This window comes from Ktedonobacter sp. SOSP1-85 (assembly GCF_016587415.1).
Classification (GTDB): domain Bacteria; phylum Chloroflexota; class Ktedonobacteria; order Ktedonobacterales; family Ktedonobacteraceae; genus Ktedonobacter.
On the sequence record NZ_BNJI01000001.1, the window covers coordinates 2,198,566 to 2,217,269 of the forward strand.

Consider the following 18,704-nt stretch of genomic DNA (forward strand, 5'->3'; position numbering starts at 1 on the left):
CCTACCTTGTTCTTTTCGCGCCTGCGGCGCTCAAGGGTAATGGGCGTGTGGGCGGCGCCAGTTCGCCACCCACACGCCCATTACCCTTGAAGACACTACGAGCAGTGGTATGTAAATGCAAATTTGTGCAAATTACAATTTACCTTCCTTACCTGGGAGCACCGCGTTTGAAGGCACGCAGGTCGCTAATCATCAGGAGCCATTGCGTTCCGGGATCGCGCACATAGCTATGCAGGTGCTGATAGATAGCGCTTCCCATGGACTTGCTTGGTGTGCCGCGATAATCGGTAACAAGCTGCGGGATGTTACACACCTGGTCGCCACTACTTGCGGCCACGGCCCATGTCCAGGCCACCCAGCCCACGTGGAGCGTATCCAGGTAGGCTAGCAACTGCTCTACATAGTTTGAGCCACAGTCATACGAGCCAAACTCGCTTACCATGAGTGGGTAGGCAGCAGCAAACTTGCCAAAGCCAGCGTACCAGTTGGCAGGCTGCTTCCCCCAATAGTTATAGGGGTGTGCGTCATAGACGATATTCTCGCCTTGTACAGCATACGTAGGCAGATGGGTCAGATCATAGCCCCAGTTAGTGCCAGCAACGAGCACGAGATTCTTAGCTCCAACCTGGCGCACAACATCCACCAGGAGCTGCATTCCAACAGCCTGATAGGTGAGGTATTTAAAACAGCCATTGCAGTCATTTGCGCGCGCCTTGTCATTTGTAATCATGCAGCCATGCAACCAGCAAGCCGCTTTTTGAGGACTGATATGGGGTTCGTTGTAGAGTTCGAACAGCACATTAGGATATCCCTTATAGACCTTCGCGACCTGCTGCCAGAAGGTGACGCTATCAGTGTCAGGCATAGCGGCTTCCGCGCCACCTTTGCCCACCTGCCCATTAGCTCCTACCCAGTGTAAATCGAGAATGACATTGAGCTGAAGGCTGGCCAGGTCGTCCACAATGCGCTTCACCAGGGCCTGGTACCTAGTTGCGGTACAGTTCGCGTCGCCACTTCCGCCCTTGAGCCAGAAGTTCTGCGAGAGGGGTAGACGCACGGTGTTGCCACCCCAATATGACCCGGCATTGATATCGAGATCCTTCCCCGAGGGCGTACCCATCAACGCCAGGGACTGCCTGGTGTATGGACCAGCCTGCCCCTCACAATCGTACTCCAGTCCATCACGAGCCACGCCATGAAAGAGATAGGGCTTGCCATCAGCGTCTAGAATCTGGCTCCCCTTCACACTATATGGTCCATGGGCCGTGGCACTGTATGGCAAGACACGCGGTTGCGTTGTTCGCGCAAACACTTTTCCAGTACATGGCTGACCTGACCAGAGGAATATGCCCCATACTACCAGCCCCGCAACAATCATCCAGGCTCGCCTATTTCTTATCACATACAGCCCTTTTCGCATCTTACATCTCCCAACCACGCTTCCATCTTATTATTTGCATATTCGCCACTATACATGGTAAGAAAATCTACGTCAGGACCAAATCAACAGGACTTTACGGTGATGAATGAGGCTGATGTTTCTCAAACAATGGAGGACAAATAAAAACCCGTTCAGGATATCCTGAACGGGTTTTTCTGTTAGTGGACCAGAGGGGACTCGAACCCCTGACCTTCTCCATGCCATGGAGACGCTCTACCAGCTGCGCTACAAGCCCATATGTGTTCGCTTTCGCAACAACATATAGAATTATACCTGATCTCAAGAATATTTTCAAGTGTTTTTAGGCGCAATTTCCAGGTTTACCCAAAGTCGCTTCGCGCCTGGGGCGCTCAGGAGGGCGTATGGACATATGGCGCCGGAATTTGCCGGCGCCATATGTCCATACACCCTACCCCTGGCGAGCTTACGAGCCGAAATAGAAAGTAATAGGTAACTTCTGAGAAGCTTTGAAGCGATTGACTTTCGGAAGCGCCGATGGTATTCTTGAAAAGATACCTCAACTTTTGTTATCTGGCACTGCAAGGATGAGCTAATCTTATGACAGGTGTATCTCTCGCAATAATAATTGCCGCATGAGCGACCACGCCGGGCTCATGCGGTAGGAAAGTGGCACGCGACAGCATAGAGGCTGACCTCTCACTCTAAAGAGGTTTTTTATTGCTGTTGTCTTCACCTGGCTTACCTCCAGTTTCTTTCCTTCCTCCCTTTTCTCTCGCCATGGCGTGTGTCGCTGGGCAGCGGATCGTCTTGCTGCTTACTCGCGGCCTGCGCTTCCCGTACATCCATGGGTGAGACATGCCCTGCCCCTTTTCTTGCTGCTGGTAGATCGTGCCTACGCCAGCCTACAACAACAAGTACTGATCATCATCTTGTCTAAATATAGAACCGAAGCGCCTTAGGAGAAATAAGAAAACGCTATGCTGCAAGTCAATCATCTACAACTTTCATATGGGGCACGCTTAATCCTCAATGATGTCTCTTTTACGGTCGCACCTGGCGAGAAAGCTGGCCTGATCGGCGTCAATGGTGCCGGAAAAAGCTCACTGCTCAAAATTGTCGCGGGCCAGCAGGAGGCCGATAGCGGCACCATCGCTCGCCCACGCACCTTTGGCTACCTCTCGCAGGATATCGCCCACGAAGAGGGAACGGCCGGAAATGGTACCGTGCGTGACTTCATCTTCAATAGCACAGGCCTGGATCGCGCCATCGAGCAGTATGAACAGCTCTCCGGGCAGATCGCCAGCGCCGCTGGCGATGAACTGGAGACGCTCCTGGAGCACTTTTCGCTGGCACAGGAGGCCCTGGAGCGCCTGGGCTACTATGAGGCCGACGCGCGCTGCGAGGAGTTGATCGCGGGCCTGAATATCGGTGGCCTGACGCTTGACCGCTCCGTAAATACTCTGAGCGGTGGACAGAAGACCAAGCTGGCCCTGGTCCGGCTCCTTTTCCAATCGCCTGAACTCCTCCTGCTCGACGAGCCTACCAACTTCCTGGATGTGGAGGCTGCAGGCTGGCTGATGGAGTTTCTACAGGAATATCGTGGCGCGCTGCTTATCATCTCGCACGACCTGGACCTGCTGGACCGCAGCATTACCAAAATTCTGCGCCTGAACGAGTTCTCGCACGTCCTTGAGGAGTATAAGGGAACCTATACTCACTACCTCTCAGTTACGGGCGACGCCCTGGCGCTTCTGGAGAAGAACAAGAAGCAGCAGGAGCGCGAGATTGATCGCCTGCGCAAGACCTCCGATCGCCTGCGCCGCTTCGGCGCGACACGCGTGAGTCAGCGCCGCTCGCTTGATAGGCGTATCTCTGAACTGGAGGCCAGCAAGTCCGAGTTACCACAGGAGAGTCGCCGCATCAAGATCGATTTTCCGGTACGCTATCCAAGTAGCCAGCTCGTGCTCAAGGCCGACCAGCTAAGCAAGAGCTATGGCAGCAAGGTCATCTTCAGCGATATCAACTTTGAGGTGGAGCGCGGGCAACGCCTGGTCATCGTCGGTCTCAATGGTGCTGGCAAGACGACGCTGCTTCGCACACTTCTTGGTCTCACCCCTCTCAATGCAGGGAAAGCGATACAGGGAGAGCGCGTGCGCCTGGGCTACTACGCGCAGGAGAACGAGGGCCTTGACTACGAGAACACTGTGCTCCACGAGGCAAGCGAGATCCTGCCGGATAACATGAAGCGCGTACGCAATGTTCTGGGACGCTTCCTCTTCAATGGCGAGCGCGTCTTCCAGAAGATCCAGACCCTCAGTGGAGGCGAGAAGACGCGCCTGGCCCTGGCGAAGATGGTCCTGGATGGTCCTAACCTGCTCGTGCTCGACGAGCCTACCAGCCACCTGGATGCCACATCGCGTAAAATTGTCGGCGAGGCGCTTGGCACCTATAACGGCACCATCATGACCGTCACCCACGATGTCGAGTTTGTACGCGACCTGAAGCCAGATACGCTGCTCTTGATGCCCGAAGGGCGCATCGTCCACTACGACGAGCGCTATGACGAACTCCTTGAGCGAGCGTAGTTCTATTGGGATAGATGATGTGCTGCCCTGACGGCCTGCGGCCACAGGGCAGCACATCATCTATCCCATAAAAAGACTGCAACTGTGATTTACCAGGCGCGTATAAGAGATAAGACACCCAAGCGACAATTGACAGACTGGATATCTGCGAAAGAAAGGAAGAGACGGTGTCATCTCAAAACGCAAGCGGCCTCAGCCTGGTGGAGGTCATGCAAACACGTTACCAGGAGAACCCTTATCCACTCTATCATCAGTTACGCGAACACGATCCCGTGTATTGGGATGAAGCGGCCCATAGCTGGGTCTTAACGCGCTATAAAGACGTCTTGAGCGCGTTACGCGATCCACACTTCACCGCCGCTCGCTTCGCCTTTGATACCAGCGGATTCCCTGCTGAATTTCAGCAGGCGATTGAGCCACCCATACGTGCGCTCACACGCCAGATGCTCTTCCTGGATCCCCCCGACCATACACGCCTGCGCGGGCTGGTCTCCAAGGCCTTTACGCCGCGCGTCGTTGAAGCCATCCGCCCACATATTCAACAGCTTGTGGATCAACTCTTAGACACAATACAGGCCGAGAGCCAGACCGACTTAATCGAGCATTTCGCCTATCCCCTACCCGCCATCGTCATCGCCGAACTGCTTGGGGTCCCGCCCGAAGATCGTGAGCGCTTTATTATCTGGTCAGGCGACTTTGGGGCACTTCTTGAAGCCACAGACATCTCTGCCGATGATGCTATTCGCGGCCTCTATGGCGTCAACGAGTTCATTCAATATTTTCGCCATCTGATTGCCCAACGTGCTCAGACTCCTCGCGAAGACCTGCTCCAGGCGCTCATCAACGCACACGAGGGACAGGACAAACTGAGCGAGGACGAACTGCTGGGCAACTGTGTGCTACTGCTGGCCGCGGGACACGGCACAACCACGCACCTGATCGGCAATGGCTTCCTTGCCCTGGCGCGTCATCCCGAGCAGTTCGCCTGGCTCAAAGCACACCCGGAGCAGGCTCCCCTGGCCATTATGGAACTCCTGCGCTATGATGGCCCGGTCCAGGCCACCTCGCGTGTCGCCACTGCCGATATGCAGATCGGCGACAAGCACATCACCGCCGGGCAGAACGTCATTATGTGCCTCGGAGCGGCCAGCCATGATCCTGAACAATTTTACGATCCCGATAACCTCCACCTGGATCGTAAAGAGAACCATCACCTGGCCTTTGGTCAGGGCATTCACTATTGCCTGGGAGCGCCCCTGGCACGCCTGGAGGCCGAGATCGCCTTTGCCTCCCTGGCACGCCGCCTGAGCCAGGCCAAGATCGCCGATGAGCAAGCAGTCCAGTGGTTTTCAGGCATCGTCTTCCGCGGCCTGGGTAAACTCCCCATTGCCCTGGCATGAAAAACTTTTGGGGGTGTATGGTGAGGTACAGTTGACGGCCTGCGGCCGTCAACTGTACCTCACCATATAAAAACTGCTCCCTTGTAACACTTGACTTTTCCCGCCATTTCAGGTATAAATGATAGATATCAACACACATCAGGAGAGTGCTTAATAGTGATAAACGCCTTCATCTAAACCTTATCTACCACGTGGGATGCTGACCTGGCTTTTTAACAGGGCATCTTTTTTGCCGATTACTGGTAACAGTAAACGAGCGCTAAGACACATATTGGTAGATGGTAAAGAAGGCTTTGTCGCGAACGAACGCAAGAGACCTGATCCATTTCTTTCTTCCGCTTTCCCTTTGTCTCTCTACAAAGCCACCTTCTTTCCTCCATCCTACCCTGGCCTTGTCGCCCCTCATGGCATCTATTGCCTGGACCGCCAGCGCATACAAGGCATCCCCACACTTGACACAACTATACCGGCTTTTCGCCCATTCACAGAGGAAAAGAACGCTTGCTTGACACGCCAAAGCGCAAAGAAAATTTCACAACAAACAACAAGGTAGAGAGCAGAAGAGAAGGAGCAACGATGCCCGAAGAATATAATAATGCCAACGTATACGAAGAGAAACATATGTCAGGGCTGCTGGCGGAAGCCCCCAGGCGCGCGATCCTGGTCAGTGTGGATACGCCAGAGAATGACTGGCCCGTCGAGGAGTCATTAGATGAGCTGGAGCAGCTCGCGCAGACCGCGGGCGTCAACTGCGTTGACCGCGCTGTACAGCGTCTCCCCCATCCACATCCAGGCACCGTTGTAGGCTCCGGGAAGGTGGATGAGATCGCGGAACTTGTCAAGTTCCACGACTGCGATGCCGTCATCTTTGACCTGGAACTCAAACCTGTGCAGCACCGCAATCTTGAGCGCAAGCTGGAGGTTCAGGTACTCGATCGCACAGCCCTCATCCTGATCATCTTCGGCCAGCGCGCCCAGACACGTGAGGGCCGTCTACAGGTTGAACTGGCCCAGATTGAGTATGATCTGCCGCGCCTGGCTCGCCAGTGGTCCCACCTCTCGCGCCAGCGCGGTGGCACACAGCAACGCGGTGAAGGTGAGAAACAGATTGAGGTCGACCGCCGCTTGCTGCGCCGCCAGAAGGAGCAGCTTGAGGAAGAGCTTGAGCTGGTACGCTCACAGCGCCAGCTCCACCGGGATCGTCGTAAGTATGCAGGCGCGCCTGTCGTGGCCCTCGTCGGCTACACCAACGCGGGCAAGTCAACGCTGCTCAACCGTCTCTCGGGGGCCCAGAAACTCGCCGAGGATAAGCTCTTTGCCACGCTGGATCCAACCACGCGCCGCGCACGCATCGAGGGCGGACAGGAGTTCCTTCTAACCGACACTGTGGGTTTTGTCCAGCGCCTGCCACACACGCTGGTCGCGGCCTTCCGCGCGACCCTGGAAGAGGTCAATGCCGCCGACCTGCTGGTCCACGTGGTGGATAGCTCACATCCACATGTCAATCACCAGATCCTGGCCGTGGAGGAGGTTCTGGAGGAGATTGGTGCCGGGGGCATGCCCATGGTTATCGCGCTCAACAAGAGCGATAACCTGGAGCCCGGTGCCACACTCCCCCCGCTGGAGGGCATTGCCGCTACCCTACCACAGGTACAGGTATCGGCCCTCAAAGGGACTGGCATCTCCGACCTGTTGCGCTGCATCAGCCAGGCCCTGGTTAGCCAGTTTGTGTCACTCGACGTGCTGGTTCCGTACGACCGGGGCGACCTGGTCGCGCAATTCCACCAGTTTGGCACCATAGAGTGCGAGGAGTATGAAGAGGGAGGCACGCATATTCGCGGCTATATGCCCGAAAATCATAGCAGCCCCTTCTTCGCCTTCCGCTGCAAGCCCCAGGCAAGCACGCGCACCCGCAAACACGCCACCGTCTAGAATTAAGAAAACGTAGGTCAACCAAAAGAGGTTCATCCGCACTTCTGATCAGAAGTGCGGATGAACCTCTTTTGGTTGATTCACAAATTTTTAATGATTTACGATGATCGCCATAATTTCTCAATTACTTGGTATTGTCCAACATATCCCTAAAAACAAGGAGAATTCTGCCATTTTTTCGAGTCATTTTCTGCATCTTTATAAATTTATTGCATGCTATTCTTTAAATATAAATAGATGCAGTACGTGTGGCACCCAAGAAGCAAGCTTAAAAAGTGCCCCTTTCTACTCTATCTGCCATCGGTTCCAAAGCCAAAGAGTTTCTTGATTGTACTTAGAAAAGGCATAAGTAATGGGTTGAAGCTTAATCCATTGATCGTGAATACGGCTGACAATCGAAAAGGGGCTACGCGATGAAATGTGCTAGTCGCATTTCAAGGCTTTAGCGCCTTCCCAAATTGCTAGTTTAGAAGATAAAATATTGTATTGGAAAATACATTTGCTGTATTTAGAGATGAGAGGAATATAGCCATGACAGATCATCAGCTACCTATCTCAACAGGATTTGTCGAGGTAGACGGTGGCCAATTACACTATGAAGTTGCAGGAAAAGGTCAACCACTGATTCTGCTTCAAGAAAATGGGTTGGTCGATAAAAGAATCTGGGATTATCAGTTTCTTACATTTGCTCATCATTATCGAGTCATTCGCTATGATCAACGCGGCTATGGACAATCACTAAGTTCAAAGAAGCCCTATACAGCTGTTGATGATCTCGCTCAAATATTGCAAACACTCAACATAGAGAGCGCTTATCTACTTGCTCTTGGTGCTGGTTTGGCTCTGGATTTTGTGCATGCACATGCATCCTCTGTTGACGCTATTATTCTTGTCTCTCCAGAAATTAACCCTCATCAATCATTTGATGAAGCTATGGCTGATCTACCTACTATCCTTGAACGTCTTGCTCCCGCTATCGAGGCAGTCAAACAGAATGACATGCAACGCGCCACAGATCTTGTAATACAGGACCTTATGTTGCCATCCTCAGCAAACTACCAATGGGTGCGTAATATTGTGGCAAAGAATTTCCAGGCTGTTCTTAATCCACCTCTGCCGCCTTCGGTTGATATAAATGCGTTTAGCTCTCGTCATCAATGGTACAAAGAGATTCACGTCCCAACGCTTCTTCTTATCGGAGACTCTGCTAGATCAGAGATACAATCAAGCACTGTCTCATTAGAAAAAACTATTCCAGGCGCACAAAAACGTGAAATCTCTAGGGCAAGGTACCTTCTTAATGCTGAGCAAGTTGAACAATTTAATAGAGCGGCGCTAGATTTTTTGAGCGCAATTAAATAATTAACGCTTAAATACTTTATATGCTCACCAACAGCACAAAACAGATTTTGTGCTGCCTAACTATACTTTTCAGTTAATAGATAGCAATATATAACCACAGCGATGGATTCGATGAATATCGATATTATGCACCTTGAGTTTACTGCGGATTCTGCTCATGTATTTGTCAAGGAGCCTGTTCTCAGTACAGCTCTGCTCATTTTGGAATAAAGCTCTGAGTAATACTTCATCAGGCACAATCTGCCCCTTGAGCAAAGAGCATAGCAAAGTATACTCTGTGGAGCTGAAACGAATCAGCCGGTTTTCAATAATTAGCACACGATGTTCATCGTCTCGCTTCGCTTGGAGCCAGTGAAACATATTGCAATCTTCAAGCATACATTTTGCACTCCTTTCACAGAGCTGGGTGTGCTGCTGCCATGCCTACGGCATGGCAGCAGCACACCCAGCTCTGCATAAAAAATGCAAGTAGAGGTGAAATAGAGGAGCAAGCTTTCGTGGCATTTGCATAGTTCTTCCTTTTCTGTGGGGGGGATGTCAGTAGGGAAAACCAGGCGCATTGTGCGTCTTCCTCAGTAATGTATTCGTGAGGCTAATCCGCAATATAGACTCAAATTCTTCTTTTGCGCCTGGTTGGCATCTTAGATTAGGTTACATTACAGGTTTAGAATCTGCCAAGGGAGATTAATCACTTTTTGAGAATAGGATTTTCTGCATATTAAGAAAGTATTCAACTTTCTTTACAGGATGAAGACTTTTTAGCTTTGAAATCCGCATCAACTGCAGATTTAATAAGGTGATGAAAAATCTATTTGTTCAAACTCATCAGAAATGGCCATAAGCCAGGCCTGCACCTGCTTAGCATTTACAAAAAACATATCTTCTCTCTGACTGTGAAGAGAAAGGCTTGACATTGCCTGGGGTTAGAGCCTATAGTGTAAACAAGACTAAATCTATTTTGTTGATCTAATATATCAACTTTGCGAAGCAGGTGTATTTATTGGTTGCTGGACACTTTCAGGAAGGGAAGAGCTATGTCGATAGGCCACGAGGACGAAACACAGGCGAACGATCTCAAGCATCTTGGTCCAGGTGAGGGTAGTAAAGTCGAGCATATCAAGCTGGAGAGCCAGCATCTACGGGGCCAGCTCCCCGAGGAACTGGCAAGCGAGAGCTCGCACTTCTCCGAGGACCAGATTCAGCTTATCAAATTTCATGGCATTTATCAGCAGGAGGATCGCGACGCGCGTCAGCAGCGCAAGGCGGCCCACACCGAGAAGGCCTATCAGTTCATGGTACGTACACGCATACCAGGGGGCGCAATAACAGCCGAACAGTACCTGGCGCATGATGATATTTCGAATCAATACGCCAATGGAACGATCCGCATTACAACGCGCCAGGGTCTGCAATTGCATGGAATCCTCAAGGGTGACCTGAAGCCAGCCATCGCCAGCATCAATGAGGCTTTGCTGAGCACCCTCGCGGCCTGTGGCGATGTTAACCGCAACGTTATGGCCTGCCCGGCTCCCACAAGCAGTCGCGCCCAGGCGCGGGTGCAGGAGATCGCGCACGAGATCGCGATGCACCTGGCCCCGCGCAGCCAGGCCTATCACGAGATCTGGATCGATGGCGAGAAGATTGAGACCCCTGCCGCTGCATCTGAAGAGGTAGAACCCATCTATGGGCCAACCTACCTGCCACGCAAGTTTAAGATAGCCGTCGCCTTCCCCGGCGACAACTGTGTCGACATCTACACCCAGGATGTGGGCCTGATCGCGATCCTGGATGGCGAAGACCTGGCCGGCTTTACCCTGGTCATCGGCGGCGGCATGGGTATGACTCATGGCAAGACAGAGACCTATCCTCGCCTGGCGACCCCGCTCTGCGATATCAAGCCGGAGGAGGCCCTGAAAGTCATCGAGACGATTGTCACCGTGCAGCGCGACTATGGCGACCGCAAGAATCGCAAGCATGCGCGCATGAAATACGTCGTTGAGGAGCGCGGCATCGCCTGGTTTAAGCAACAGGTCGAGGAGCGCCTGGGCTACACGCTTCGCGAACCCAGCCCCGTCCACCTGCATGACGTTGAAGATCATCTGGGCTGGCACCAGCAGGCCGATGGACGCTGGTTCCTGGGCCTGCATGTCCAGAATGGACGTATTCGCGATATCGAGCAGCTCCAGCTCAAGAGCGGCCTGCGCGCTGTTATCAGTGGCTACCAGACAGGCGTCCGGCTCACGGGCCAGCAAAACATTTTGCTGACAGATATCCAGGCAGAGGACCGTGAGGCACTGGAGGATCAGTTGCGCTCATATGGTATCGAGACCGATCCCAGTAAGGTAGGCTCCTATCGCTTCGCCATGGCGTGCCCATCCCTGCCCACCTGCGGCCTGGCGCTTGCTGAAGCCGAGCGGGCACTACCAGACGTCATGCAACAGCTTGATGTCCCCCTGCGCGAGCTTGGCTTGGATGGAGAGCCGCTCAGTGTGCGTATGACAGGCTGCCCCAATGGCTGTGCGCGCCCCTATATGGGTGACATCGGACTGGTCGGCCGCTCAAAAAACCTTTATAATGTGTATATCGGTGGCGATCGTCCCAATGCACGTCTCAATACACTCTATGCTACATCGATTCACACTGATAAGATCGTGGAGACACTCACGCCCCTGCTCTCGCTCTGGAAAGCGGAGCGCCAGCCCCAGGAAAGCTTTGGCGACTTCTGCCATCGCATCGGGGTAGAGCAGCTACGTGAGCGCGTGGCCTCCGTGGTCTCGCCCTCGCTTCCGCGTTAACGCGAAACAATCGTGTCTCTTCTCGTCCGGCCGCAAAGGCGCTCCCCGGGCGAGAGAGAGCTAGCAATCAGCCGTACCCTATTTTGACCACAGGAGCGTTCATGCCCGGTTACTACCCCATTATGCTCAATGTTCGCCAGCGTCCAGTCCTCGTTATCGGCGGTGACCGCATCGCAACGGAGAAAGCCACCTCGCTTCTTGCCTGCGGCGCTCAGGTCACCATTCTCAGTGCAAGCATCTGTCCAGAAATGCAGGCCCTGGCCCAACACTATCCAGCTCAGGTCACCTTCCAGGTCAGAGACTTCCAGGCAGGCGACCTGGCTGGCTTCTTTGTAGTGGTCGCGGCGACAAACGACCAGGACTTAATCGAAGCTCTCTGGCAGGAGGCCACGGCGCATGGGCAATTGCTCAACATCGTGGACGTGCCCGCACGCTGCAACTTTATTCTCCCCTCGATCTTGCGACGCGGTCAACTCACGATTAGCGTCTCGACGGAGGGAGCCAGCCCAAGTCTCTCTAAACGCATCCGCCAGCACCTGGAACAGCTCTTTCCCTCAGCCTATGAGCTCTATCTGCAACTGGCGACCGTGGCACGCACACTCCTGCGTGCACAGGGCGTGAGCTATGACCAGCGCGATGACTTCTTTGGCGCCTTCTATGGCTCACCTATTCTCCAGCACCTGGAGAAGGGCGAACAGAGCGAGGCCTTGAGCATCACCGTCGCGCTACTCCAGCCCTACGGCATTACAACGACAGTCGAGACACTCTTCCAGGCATTACAAGAAGGAGGGAGCGAAACATGGTCCAATCAGACATCGGTCACGTCTTCTTAATCGGGGCAGGTCCAGGCGACCCGGAATTGATTACAGTCAAGGGCCTACGCTGCCTGCGCGCCGCGGAGGTGATCTTGTATGATCGCCTCGTCGCGCCTGAACTCCTGGAAGAGGCCCCTCCCTCGGCCCAGCGCATCTTCGTGGGCAAACAGCCACAACACCACACCCTCAAACAGCATGAAATCAACGCATTGCTCGTTAAGTACGCTCGCGAAGGCAAGATCGTGGCACGGCTTAAAGGTGGCGACCCTTACGTCTTTGGGCGTGGCGGCGAGGAGGCCCTGGCACTTCGAGAGGCGGGCATCCCTTTCGAGGTCGTGCCTGGTATAACCTCCGCCATTGCCGTGCCAGCTGCGGCAGGTATTCCGGTGACACACCGCGATTATGCCTCCTCCCTGACCATTGTGACTGGTCATGAAGCTCGTGGAGGAGATGAAGCCCCTGCTATCGACTGGGAGGCGTTGGCGAAGCTAGGGGGCACCATCGTGGTCCTGATGGGAGTACGCGCCCTGCCACGCTTTACCCAACAGATGCTAGAGGCCGGGATGAATCCCCAGACGCCCGCCGCCATCATCCAGGAGGGCACGACCTCGCGTCAGCGCGTCCTGGTTGCCACACTGGAATCTATCGCCCTTCAGGCCCTTGAGCAGGATATTACCTCTCCAGCGCTCACGATCATCGGCGAGGTCGTCTCTCTAGCTCACGAGCTACACGCCATCACCGCCCTCCCCTCTGTTCAAGACCTCCTGCTCTCCCGCGCCTCCTAGCTAGTACAAGGCCATGCCCAGGCATGGCCCTACGCCGGGGTAAGGAGTGTGGTGGTGGCATGGCTCCGCCATGCCACCACCACACTCCTTACCCCGGCGAGCCACGCAGTGGCGAGAAGCCGCCTCCTCACACCTTGCTCGGGCGTCTTCTTTTGAAGACGCCCGAGCAATTCTTTCCTGCAAATAGTGATGCAGTTCATTGATATTTACCTATTAGTAAGTTATAATCGAGAAGCGTAACGATAAAGCATTTATTGCATCAAAAGCATAAATCCTTATCCAACAAATGCCATCAAGGAGGATACGCGCTTCCAAGCAGAACTCATCATCTGGAGATGTTTTCCATCCACATCTCCCTTACACAACCTTTGTAGAATATCATCCAACGCCAATTGAATTTGACAGTTTGGAGGTCTTGCATTCATGGATGCTCTCAAAGAGCGAAAAAATCGCTATTTTCTTGTCTCCGCAATCGGCGCGTTGATTGCGTTGATCTCATTCTTGCTCTTCCCGTTTGTGACCTGGAATATCCGTATTAACGCATCAGTCATCTCGCTGGCCTTCGCTTTCCCCCTGAACGCGACATTTATCAGTCAGCAAGCTGCCGCTATCTGGCTCTGTGCCATTCTAGCCCTGGGAGCTTTAATCGTTTCCTGCTTGCTCATCTATCGCTCTCATCCCTTTGGTGGGCAGACACCAGTCGAGACTCAAACACAGTGGGGTCTCTATGCGCTGGCGGGCGCTGGCGTACTGGCACTCATTATTCAGTTCATCGTGGTCAGCAATCTTGGGTCCAGTATCAAGAGTAATCCTTCGATCTTCAATGCACTCAATAACATCGATAGTTCGTCTTCTTCATCAAGTGTTAATAGCCTTCTGACCAGTATTACCGATAGCAGCGCATCCTATAACATTGGAGCCTGGCTCTTTTTACTAGGCATGTTAGCCGTTATTGTTGGAGCGGGTATAGAGATCTTGCAGCGCAATCCCAGACTGCTTCAGTCGCTCTCGCCCCAGCCTGGTTCAGCGCCCAATCCCTACCAGGGACAGCCTGGCTATCCTCCTGCTTACCCTCCGCAAGGGGCCAATCCATATCCACCACAGACGCCCTCCGCTCCTCAGCAACCGGGCAGTGAGTATAGCTATCCACCCGCCCCACAACCCGATCCCTATGCTTCTCCTCAAAATCCTGGGCAACAGCCTCCGGCGGACTACCGTTAGCAACTTGGCATAGAGGCAGAGAACGCATGTTCCGCAAGGTTGTATGGCAGAGAACATGGTGCGTAGCGCTGTCTTAAAGAAGAGGTATATCATCATATGCAAAACTTAACGCAACCCGCGAATCGCTCATATCTCATCGCGGCCGGGGGCGCGCTCCTGGCACTAATCGCCTTCTTGTTTCTTCCCTTCGCCCACTTACAGGCGAATATTGGCGCACGGTCGTCGTCTACCTCCCCTCAGCAGACGACATCAAGCGGCTCTGATTTGCAGGGTTTGGTCCTTACAGCCATCAATGGTGGAATCTGGATCAACGTCTTACTTATCGCCCTGATTCTACTTGTGATCGCGCTCCTTATCTATCGTAGCCAGAACCCCTTCGGTATAGCGAGAGTGAATGCTGAGACGCAGACACGCTGGGGTCAATACCTCCTTATCGGACTGGGTATCGTTGGTCTGCTCTTCCAGTTTCTCGTCCCATCCCTCGTCACCTCTGGTATCAACGTCTTCGTTGATGCTTTTAGAAATAGCCTCAGCAGTCTAGGAGGCCTGGGCAGCATGGCGGCAGGACTTCTCTCATTCGATTTCTCAGCCAGTCTCCTGCTTGGTGGCTGGATCTTTATCGTTGGCATGCTCGCGGTTATCGCTGGTGGCGCGCTTCCACTGATACCACGTACCGCAGTCCAGCCACACATGCAGCCAGGACAGTATCCTCCTGCTGGCTATCCACCGCAGCAGACATCAGGGCAGTACCCTCAATACCCACAGTATCCCCAGGGTGAGCAGTATGGAGCGCCAACTCCGCAGTATCCACAGCAGCCAGAGGGGCAATATCCACCACAACCAGCTCCACAGTATCCACAGCAGCCAGAGGGGCAATATCCACCCTACCCGCAAAATCCTCAACAGCCCTAGCCCTAAAAATATACAACACATGTCTCCAGACACAAAGCAGGTGCCAGCGTAGAAGCACGCTGGCACCTGCTTTGTAGCGTCTTCCTCAGGGATAATGCATCTCAAGGGATATCCGCCAGGTAGGGCTCAGGGGAATGATATCCTCGCTATGAGGAAAGCGAGGGCGTGCCATCAACACCCAGAGACCCGGCTTATCCCGTGAAATATCCTCTACCAGGTAGGAGGTCTCGCCGGGACTTCCACTCGCCATAGATGGAAAGCCATCAAAGTATCTCGTATCTACCTGAACCTGCACCCCCTTCTCCGCAAGCTGCATCCTCTGTCCCGGGCGAGCTGAAGAGAGTGTAAGGAAGAGGCGCGCTCCTGTCTCCGTCAACAATACATGCGTCAAGGTCAGGGTCTCTCCATCACGCGTGAAGCTTTTATTGACCTGTAACGATTGCCCCGTATGGACTGGAAGGGTAAAATCAAAGTCCGCAACCGGGACTGGAACCTTTAACGCATCGTCAACTTGCACTAAAGAAGCCGGAGGTGGAACATGCTTGATTTGCAGGTGAAATTGCAGCATCCCCCCAGTCACGGGCAGGCGCGCTGCGTCAAAAATAAATGCGCTCCGCCCAGCTAACAGGTCCTTGCATTCCTCCTCGGCGTGGGAGAACCAGGGGAGTTTCTCTTGCCCGGCAGCGCTCAACGTAGGCAGCAGATCCTGCGCCGCCACGGGATTACCCTTCGCATCCGCTACACGGTAGAGCACCACGACCTGGTTGACATCGGCATAGGCTTTCAACAGCGAGACATGGTAGCCATCAATTACGCGCTCTTGCGTAACTGGCAGAAATGGCTGCGTCAGCCCCTCTTCCTGGGATACAGGCAAGTGAAAGAACTCTTCGTTTAATGCCTCGGCAGAGCTATAAATAATTCCCACGATGACCAGCAGCGTCACACCGATCATGCAGATGAAGACTGGAGAAAGTCGCTTGTGACGCCGTTGCGTCGTGACCCGCGCCCTCTTTCCTCGCGCTTCAACAAATGGGCGTTCCGATTGTAGCATGTCTTTACCCAACCACATCTATGGAAAATATGCGATCAGCAAACCCAATCATGATTCACACGTTTGCTCACCTGCATATACACACATAGCATTACATTTGACGTTTAGACAAAAGAAAACAACACGAGATATTGCAATATCTCACAATCTATTTCTCCAATACTGCTTCTCCAAGATTTTCAGATACATAAGATAGCCAATGCAGCAAGTCGTTTTGTTACAGCTTTTCCAGAAACTAAATATTTACCAACCGCGATTTTAAGATAATTTGATACAGATATATACAGAGTAATTCATGTATAAGTCAAATTACCAGAAAAACATCGGATTTTTGCTCCTCTATAGATTGTAAATGCGTAACGTACAGATATTTTTCAACATCCCGATACACCACTTCAACGTGCTATAAATAATAAGATGTCTTGTGGCACTGTTCTTAGCACCGCAGGTGCTAAGAACAGTGCCACAAGACATAACCTACCGGGCACATGTTGAGAAGAGCAAGGAGGAACATAGCTATGAAAATCCTGGTTATGAATGCGGGCTCCAGCAGCCAGAAGAGCTGTCTCTATGAGGTGGATAGCGCCTTGCCTGACGAGGCACCCCGTCCACTGTGGCAGGCACACGCCGATTGGACGAAGGAGAAAGGCCAGGTCGAGTTAAAAATTAAGACCAGCACAGGCAAAGAGCATACCTCGGAGCTGGAGCCTGGATCGCATGGCCAGGTCGTCAAACAACTGCTCCAGACACTGTGGCAAGGGGAGGCACGCGTCATTGATTCGCCAGCTGAGATTACACTCGTGGGTCATCGCGTCGTACATGGCGGCCCTCATTATCAAAAAAGCGTCTGGATCACCCCCGAGGTCAAACAGACTATCGACCAGCTAAAGAGCTTTGCCCCACTCCATAACCCGGCCAATCTCGAGGGAATACAGGCTATTGAAGAGCTCATGGGAGATATACCTCAGATCGCCTGCTTCGATACCGCCTTCCATAGCAGCCTTCCGCCTCACAGCGCGATCTATCCACTCCCCTATGCTCTCTATGAGCAGGGAGTACGGCGCTACGGCTTTCATGGCATCAGCCATCAATACTGTTCGCGGCGCGCAGGCGAGCTCCTCCAGCGCGATGCCCAGTCACTACGCCTTGTCTCCTGTCACCTGGGCAATGGCTGCTCGTTGGCAGCGATCCAGGATGGCAAGAGTATCGAGACAACGATGGGCTTTACGCCACTGGAGGGTCTGATGATGGGGACGCGTTCGGGGACCATCGACGCCAGCATCCTCTTCTATCTCCAGCGCGAGCATGGCTATGACACGGATCACCTGGAAACCCTGCTCAACAAACAATCAGGCCTGCGCGGCATATCGGGCATTTCTGGCGACGTGCGCCAGGTCATGGAGGAGGCCCAGCACAATGAGCGTGCACAACTGGCCATGGATATCTATGTGTATCGCCTGCGCTACTTTATCGGGGCCATGGTCGCGGTCCTGGGTGGACTCGATGCCCTGCTCTTTACTGGTGGCGTGGGAGAGAACTCGGCGGAGATACGCGCACGCGCCTGCACGGGTTTCCCCTATCTGCATCTCAAGCTCGATCAGCAGAAAAACAATGCCTCCCTCGTTGATACAGACATCGCCAGTTTCGATTCGGCGGTACGCGTCCTGGTCGTGCATACCGAAGAAGACTGGGAGATTGCGCGTGACTGCTGGCATCTCGCTCAGCAGGAGCCAGCGCATCTTGCCCAGACCCACTCAGTCCAGGCAAGACACCACAACGATTAGCACGCTAAACCCTGGGGCCGCAGCGCTTATTCGGCGTTGTGCTCATCGCGCAAGAGCGAGAAGACCAGCGTATTGCGCGGTTGACCCGTCATGGTGGGCCGAGAGTTGCGCAGGCACGCCTCTTGCACAAAACCCAGGCGACGCGCAACCGCGGCGCTGGCAAGGTTACGCTCATCGCAGGTAATCTCCACGCGCTGCGCCTGGTACTGCTGAAAGGCCCAGGCAATGAGGAGACGCGCCGCCTCGGTCACATATCCCCTGCCACTGGCGCTGGCTCGCACCCAGTACCCAAGCGCAAAGTAGCCGATGCTCCATTCAACCGGACGCAGGGAACAGCTCCCCACAAACTGGCCTTCATGCTCAGTGCCGTCCAGGGCATAAATACAACAGGTGAAGTCTTCGCGCAGAAAATGGCGCATCTTCCAGCGCGCAATTGAGAGATGTGCATCATGCACAGAATTATAGCTCTGCGGCCAGGCAAGCCAGCGCCCCACATGTTCACGTGATTCTTCAACCGCCGCGTAGAGCGCCTCTGCGTCTGCGCTGCGATATGGGCGTACCAGCACACGCTCGCCACGCAATTCGTCCAGCAATGGAAGTGAAGTCGGGTGTTCAATGAACACGGGCCTCTCCTTTCCAGGTCGCGTTCAACCACCATGT

The 18,704-nt window shown here is 53.6% G+C and carries 15 protein-coding genes and 1 tRNA gene; 11 read left to right on the top strand and 5 right to left on the bottom strand.

Annotated features, from left to right (window positions below; translation table 11 throughout):
• Positions 1-148: 148 nt before the first annotated feature.
• Both KTE_RS09220 and KTE_RS09225 read right to left on the bottom strand, forming a co-directional pair.
• Positions 149-1,402, bottom strand: coding sequence for a glycoside hydrolase family 5 protein (locus KTE_RS09220; RefSeq protein ID WP_201380418.1), 1,254 nt, complete (start codon positions 1,400-1,402; stop codon positions 149-151).
• 201 nt (positions 1,403-1,603) lie between these two features.
• Positions 1,604-1,676: transfer RNA gene (locus KTE_RS09225), tRNA-Ala, on the bottom strand.
• Positions 1,677-2,379: 703 nt separating this feature from the next.
• Here KTE_RS09225 and KTE_RS09230 point away from each other — a divergent pair.
• The 4 genes from KTE_RS09230 to KTE_RS09245 all read left to right on the top strand — a co-directional run bounded on the left by KTE_RS09230 (position 2,380) and on the right by KTE_RS09245 (position 8,681).
• Positions 2,380-3,987 (top strand): ABC-F family ATP-binding cassette domain-containing protein, encoded by a 1,608-nt coding sequence (locus KTE_RS09230; protein WP_201380419.1) that lies wholly within the window; start codon positions 2,380-2,382, stop codon positions 3,985-3,987.
• 167 nt (positions 3,988-4,154) lie between these two features.
• Positions 4,155-5,387, top strand: a complete 1,233-nt coding sequence (locus KTE_RS09235; RefSeq protein ID WP_201380420.1) for a cytochrome P450 — start codon at positions 4,155-4,157, stop codon at positions 5,385-5,387.
• 576 nt (positions 5,388-5,963) lie between these two features.
• Positions 5,964-7,319, top strand: a complete 1,356-nt coding sequence (hflX, locus tag KTE_RS09240) for a GTPase HflX (RefSeq protein WP_201380421.1) — start codon at positions 5,964-5,966, stop codon at positions 7,317-7,319.
• 531 nt (positions 7,320-7,850) lie between these two features.
• Complete coding sequence (locus tag KTE_RS09245) at positions 7,851-8,681, top strand: alpha/beta fold hydrolase (protein ID WP_201380422.1); 831 nt, start codon at positions 7,851-7,853, stop codon at positions 8,679-8,681.
• Positions 8,682-8,750: 69 nt separating this feature from the next.
• On the opposite strand, the gene KTE_RS09250 is transcribed toward KTE_RS09245, so the two are convergent.
• On the bottom strand, positions 8,751-9,059 hold the full coding sequence (locus tag KTE_RS09250; RefSeq protein ID WP_201380423.1) for a helix-turn-helix domain-containing protein: 309 nt from the start codon (positions 9,057-9,059) through the stop codon (positions 8,751-8,753).
• Between the two features lie 656 nt (positions 9,060-9,715).
• Between KTE_RS09250 and KTE_RS09255 the strand changes: the two genes are divergently transcribed.
• The 6 genes from KTE_RS09255 (at position 9,716) to KTE_RS09280 (ending at position 15,209) form a co-directional block, all read left to right on the top strand.
• Entirely contained in the window at positions 9,716-11,476 is a 1,761-nt protein-coding gene (locus tag KTE_RS09255) for an NADPH-dependent assimilatory sulfite reductase hemoprotein subunit (RefSeq protein WP_201380425.1), read from the top strand.
• Between the two features lie 101 nt (positions 11,477-11,577).
• On the top strand, positions 11,578-12,309 hold the full coding sequence (locus tag KTE_RS09260; RefSeq protein WP_201380427.1) for a bifunctional precorrin-2 dehydrogenase/sirohydrochlorin ferrochelatase: 732 nt from the start codon (positions 11,578-11,580) through the stop codon (positions 12,307-12,309).
• Positions 12,276-13,076 (top strand): uroporphyrinogen-III C-methyltransferase, encoded by an 801-nt coding sequence (gene cobA, locus KTE_RS09265; RefSeq protein WP_201380430.1) that lies wholly within the window; start codon positions 12,276-12,278, stop codon positions 13,074-13,076. Before KTE_RS09260 ends, cobA begins: the two co-directional genes overlap by 34 nt.
• A 59-nt stretch (positions 13,077-13,135) precedes the next feature.
• A complete protein-coding gene (locus KTE_RS09270) occupies positions 13,136-13,279 on the top strand; it encodes a hypothetical protein (RefSeq protein ID WP_201380432.1) in 144 nt (47 codons plus the stop codon).
• 220 nt (positions 13,280-13,499) lie between these two features.
• Positions 13,500-14,297: a DUF3824 domain-containing protein gene (locus KTE_RS09275; RefSeq protein ID WP_201380435.1), complete on the top strand. Its 798-nt coding sequence runs from the start codon at positions 13,500-13,502 to the stop codon at positions 14,295-14,297.
• Between the two features lie 96 nt (positions 14,298-14,393).
• Positions 14,394-15,209 (top strand): hypothetical protein, encoded by an 816-nt coding sequence (locus tag KTE_RS09280; RefSeq protein ID WP_201380437.1) that lies wholly within the window; start codon positions 14,394-14,396, stop codon positions 15,207-15,209.
• An 85-nt stretch (positions 15,210-15,294) separates the two neighbouring features.
• On the opposite strand, the gene KTE_RS09285 is transcribed toward KTE_RS09280, so the two are convergent.
• Positions 15,295-16,260: a hypothetical protein gene (locus tag KTE_RS09285; RefSeq protein WP_201380439.1), complete on the bottom strand. Its 966-nt coding sequence runs from the start codon at positions 16,258-16,260 to the stop codon at positions 15,295-15,297.
• Between the two features lie 518 nt (positions 16,261-16,778).
• Here KTE_RS09285 and KTE_RS09290 point away from each other — a divergent pair.
• Positions 16,779-18,044 carry an acetate/propionate family kinase gene (locus KTE_RS09290; protein ID WP_201380441.1) on the top strand — a complete coding sequence of 422 codons (1,266 nt, stop codon included), beginning with the start codon at positions 16,779-16,781 and terminating at the stop codon, positions 18,042-18,044.
• Positions 18,045-18,070: 26 nt separating this feature from the next.
• On the opposite strand, the gene KTE_RS09295 is transcribed toward KTE_RS09290, so the two are convergent.
• Positions 18,071-18,667 (bottom strand): GNAT family N-acetyltransferase, encoded by a 597-nt coding sequence (locus KTE_RS09295; protein ID WP_201380443.1) that lies wholly within the window; start codon positions 18,665-18,667, stop codon positions 18,071-18,073.
• Positions 18,668-18,704 lie beyond the last annotated feature (37 nt).

Excerpts from the sequence above, each read along its gene's own strand:
- KTE_RS09290 (WP_201380441.1), top strand. The coding sequence starts at position 16,779 with ATGAAAATCCTGGTTATGAATGCGGGCTCCAGCAGCCAGAAGAGCTGT.
- KTE_RS09245 (WP_201380422.1), top strand. The coding sequence starts at position 7,851 with ATGACAGATCATCAGCTACCTATCTCAACAGGATTTGTCGAGGTAGAC.
- KTE_RS09280 (WP_201380437.1), top strand. The coding sequence starts at position 14,394 with ATGCAAAACTTAACGCAACCCGCGAATCGCTCATATCTCATCGCGGCC.
- KTE_RS09285 (WP_201380439.1), bottom strand. The coding sequence starts at position 16,260 with ATGCTACAATCGGAACGCCCATTTGTTGAAGCGCGAGGAAAGAGGGCG.
- hflX (WP_201380421.1), top strand. The coding sequence starts at position 5,964 with ATGCCCGAAGAATATAATAATGCCAACGTATACGAAGAGAAACATATG.
- cobA (WP_201380430.1), top strand. The coding sequence starts at position 12,276 with ATGGTCCAATCAGACATCGGTCACGTCTTCTTAATCGGGGCAGGTCCA.
- KTE_RS09250 (WP_201380423.1), bottom strand. The coding sequence starts at position 9,059 with ATGCTTGAAGATTGCAATATGTTTCACTGGCTCCAAGCGAAGCGAGAC.
- KTE_RS09260 (WP_201380427.1), top strand. The coding sequence starts at position 11,578 with ATGCCCGGTTACTACCCCATTATGCTCAATGTTCGCCAGCGTCCAGTC.
- KTE_RS09255 (WP_201380425.1), top strand. The coding sequence starts at position 9,716 with ATGTCGATAGGCCACGAGGACGAAACACAGGCGAACGATCTCAAGCAT.
- KTE_RS09275 (WP_201380435.1), top strand. The coding sequence starts at position 13,500 with ATGGATGCTCTCAAAGAGCGAAAAAATCGCTATTTTCTTGTCTCCGCA.
- KTE_RS09270 (WP_201380432.1), top strand. The coding sequence starts at position 13,136 with ATGGCTCCGCCATGCCACCACCACACTCCTTACCCCGGCGAGCCACGC.
- KTE_RS09230 (WP_201380419.1), top strand. The coding sequence starts at position 2,380 with ATGCTGCAAGTCAATCATCTACAACTTTCATATGGGGCACGCTTAATC.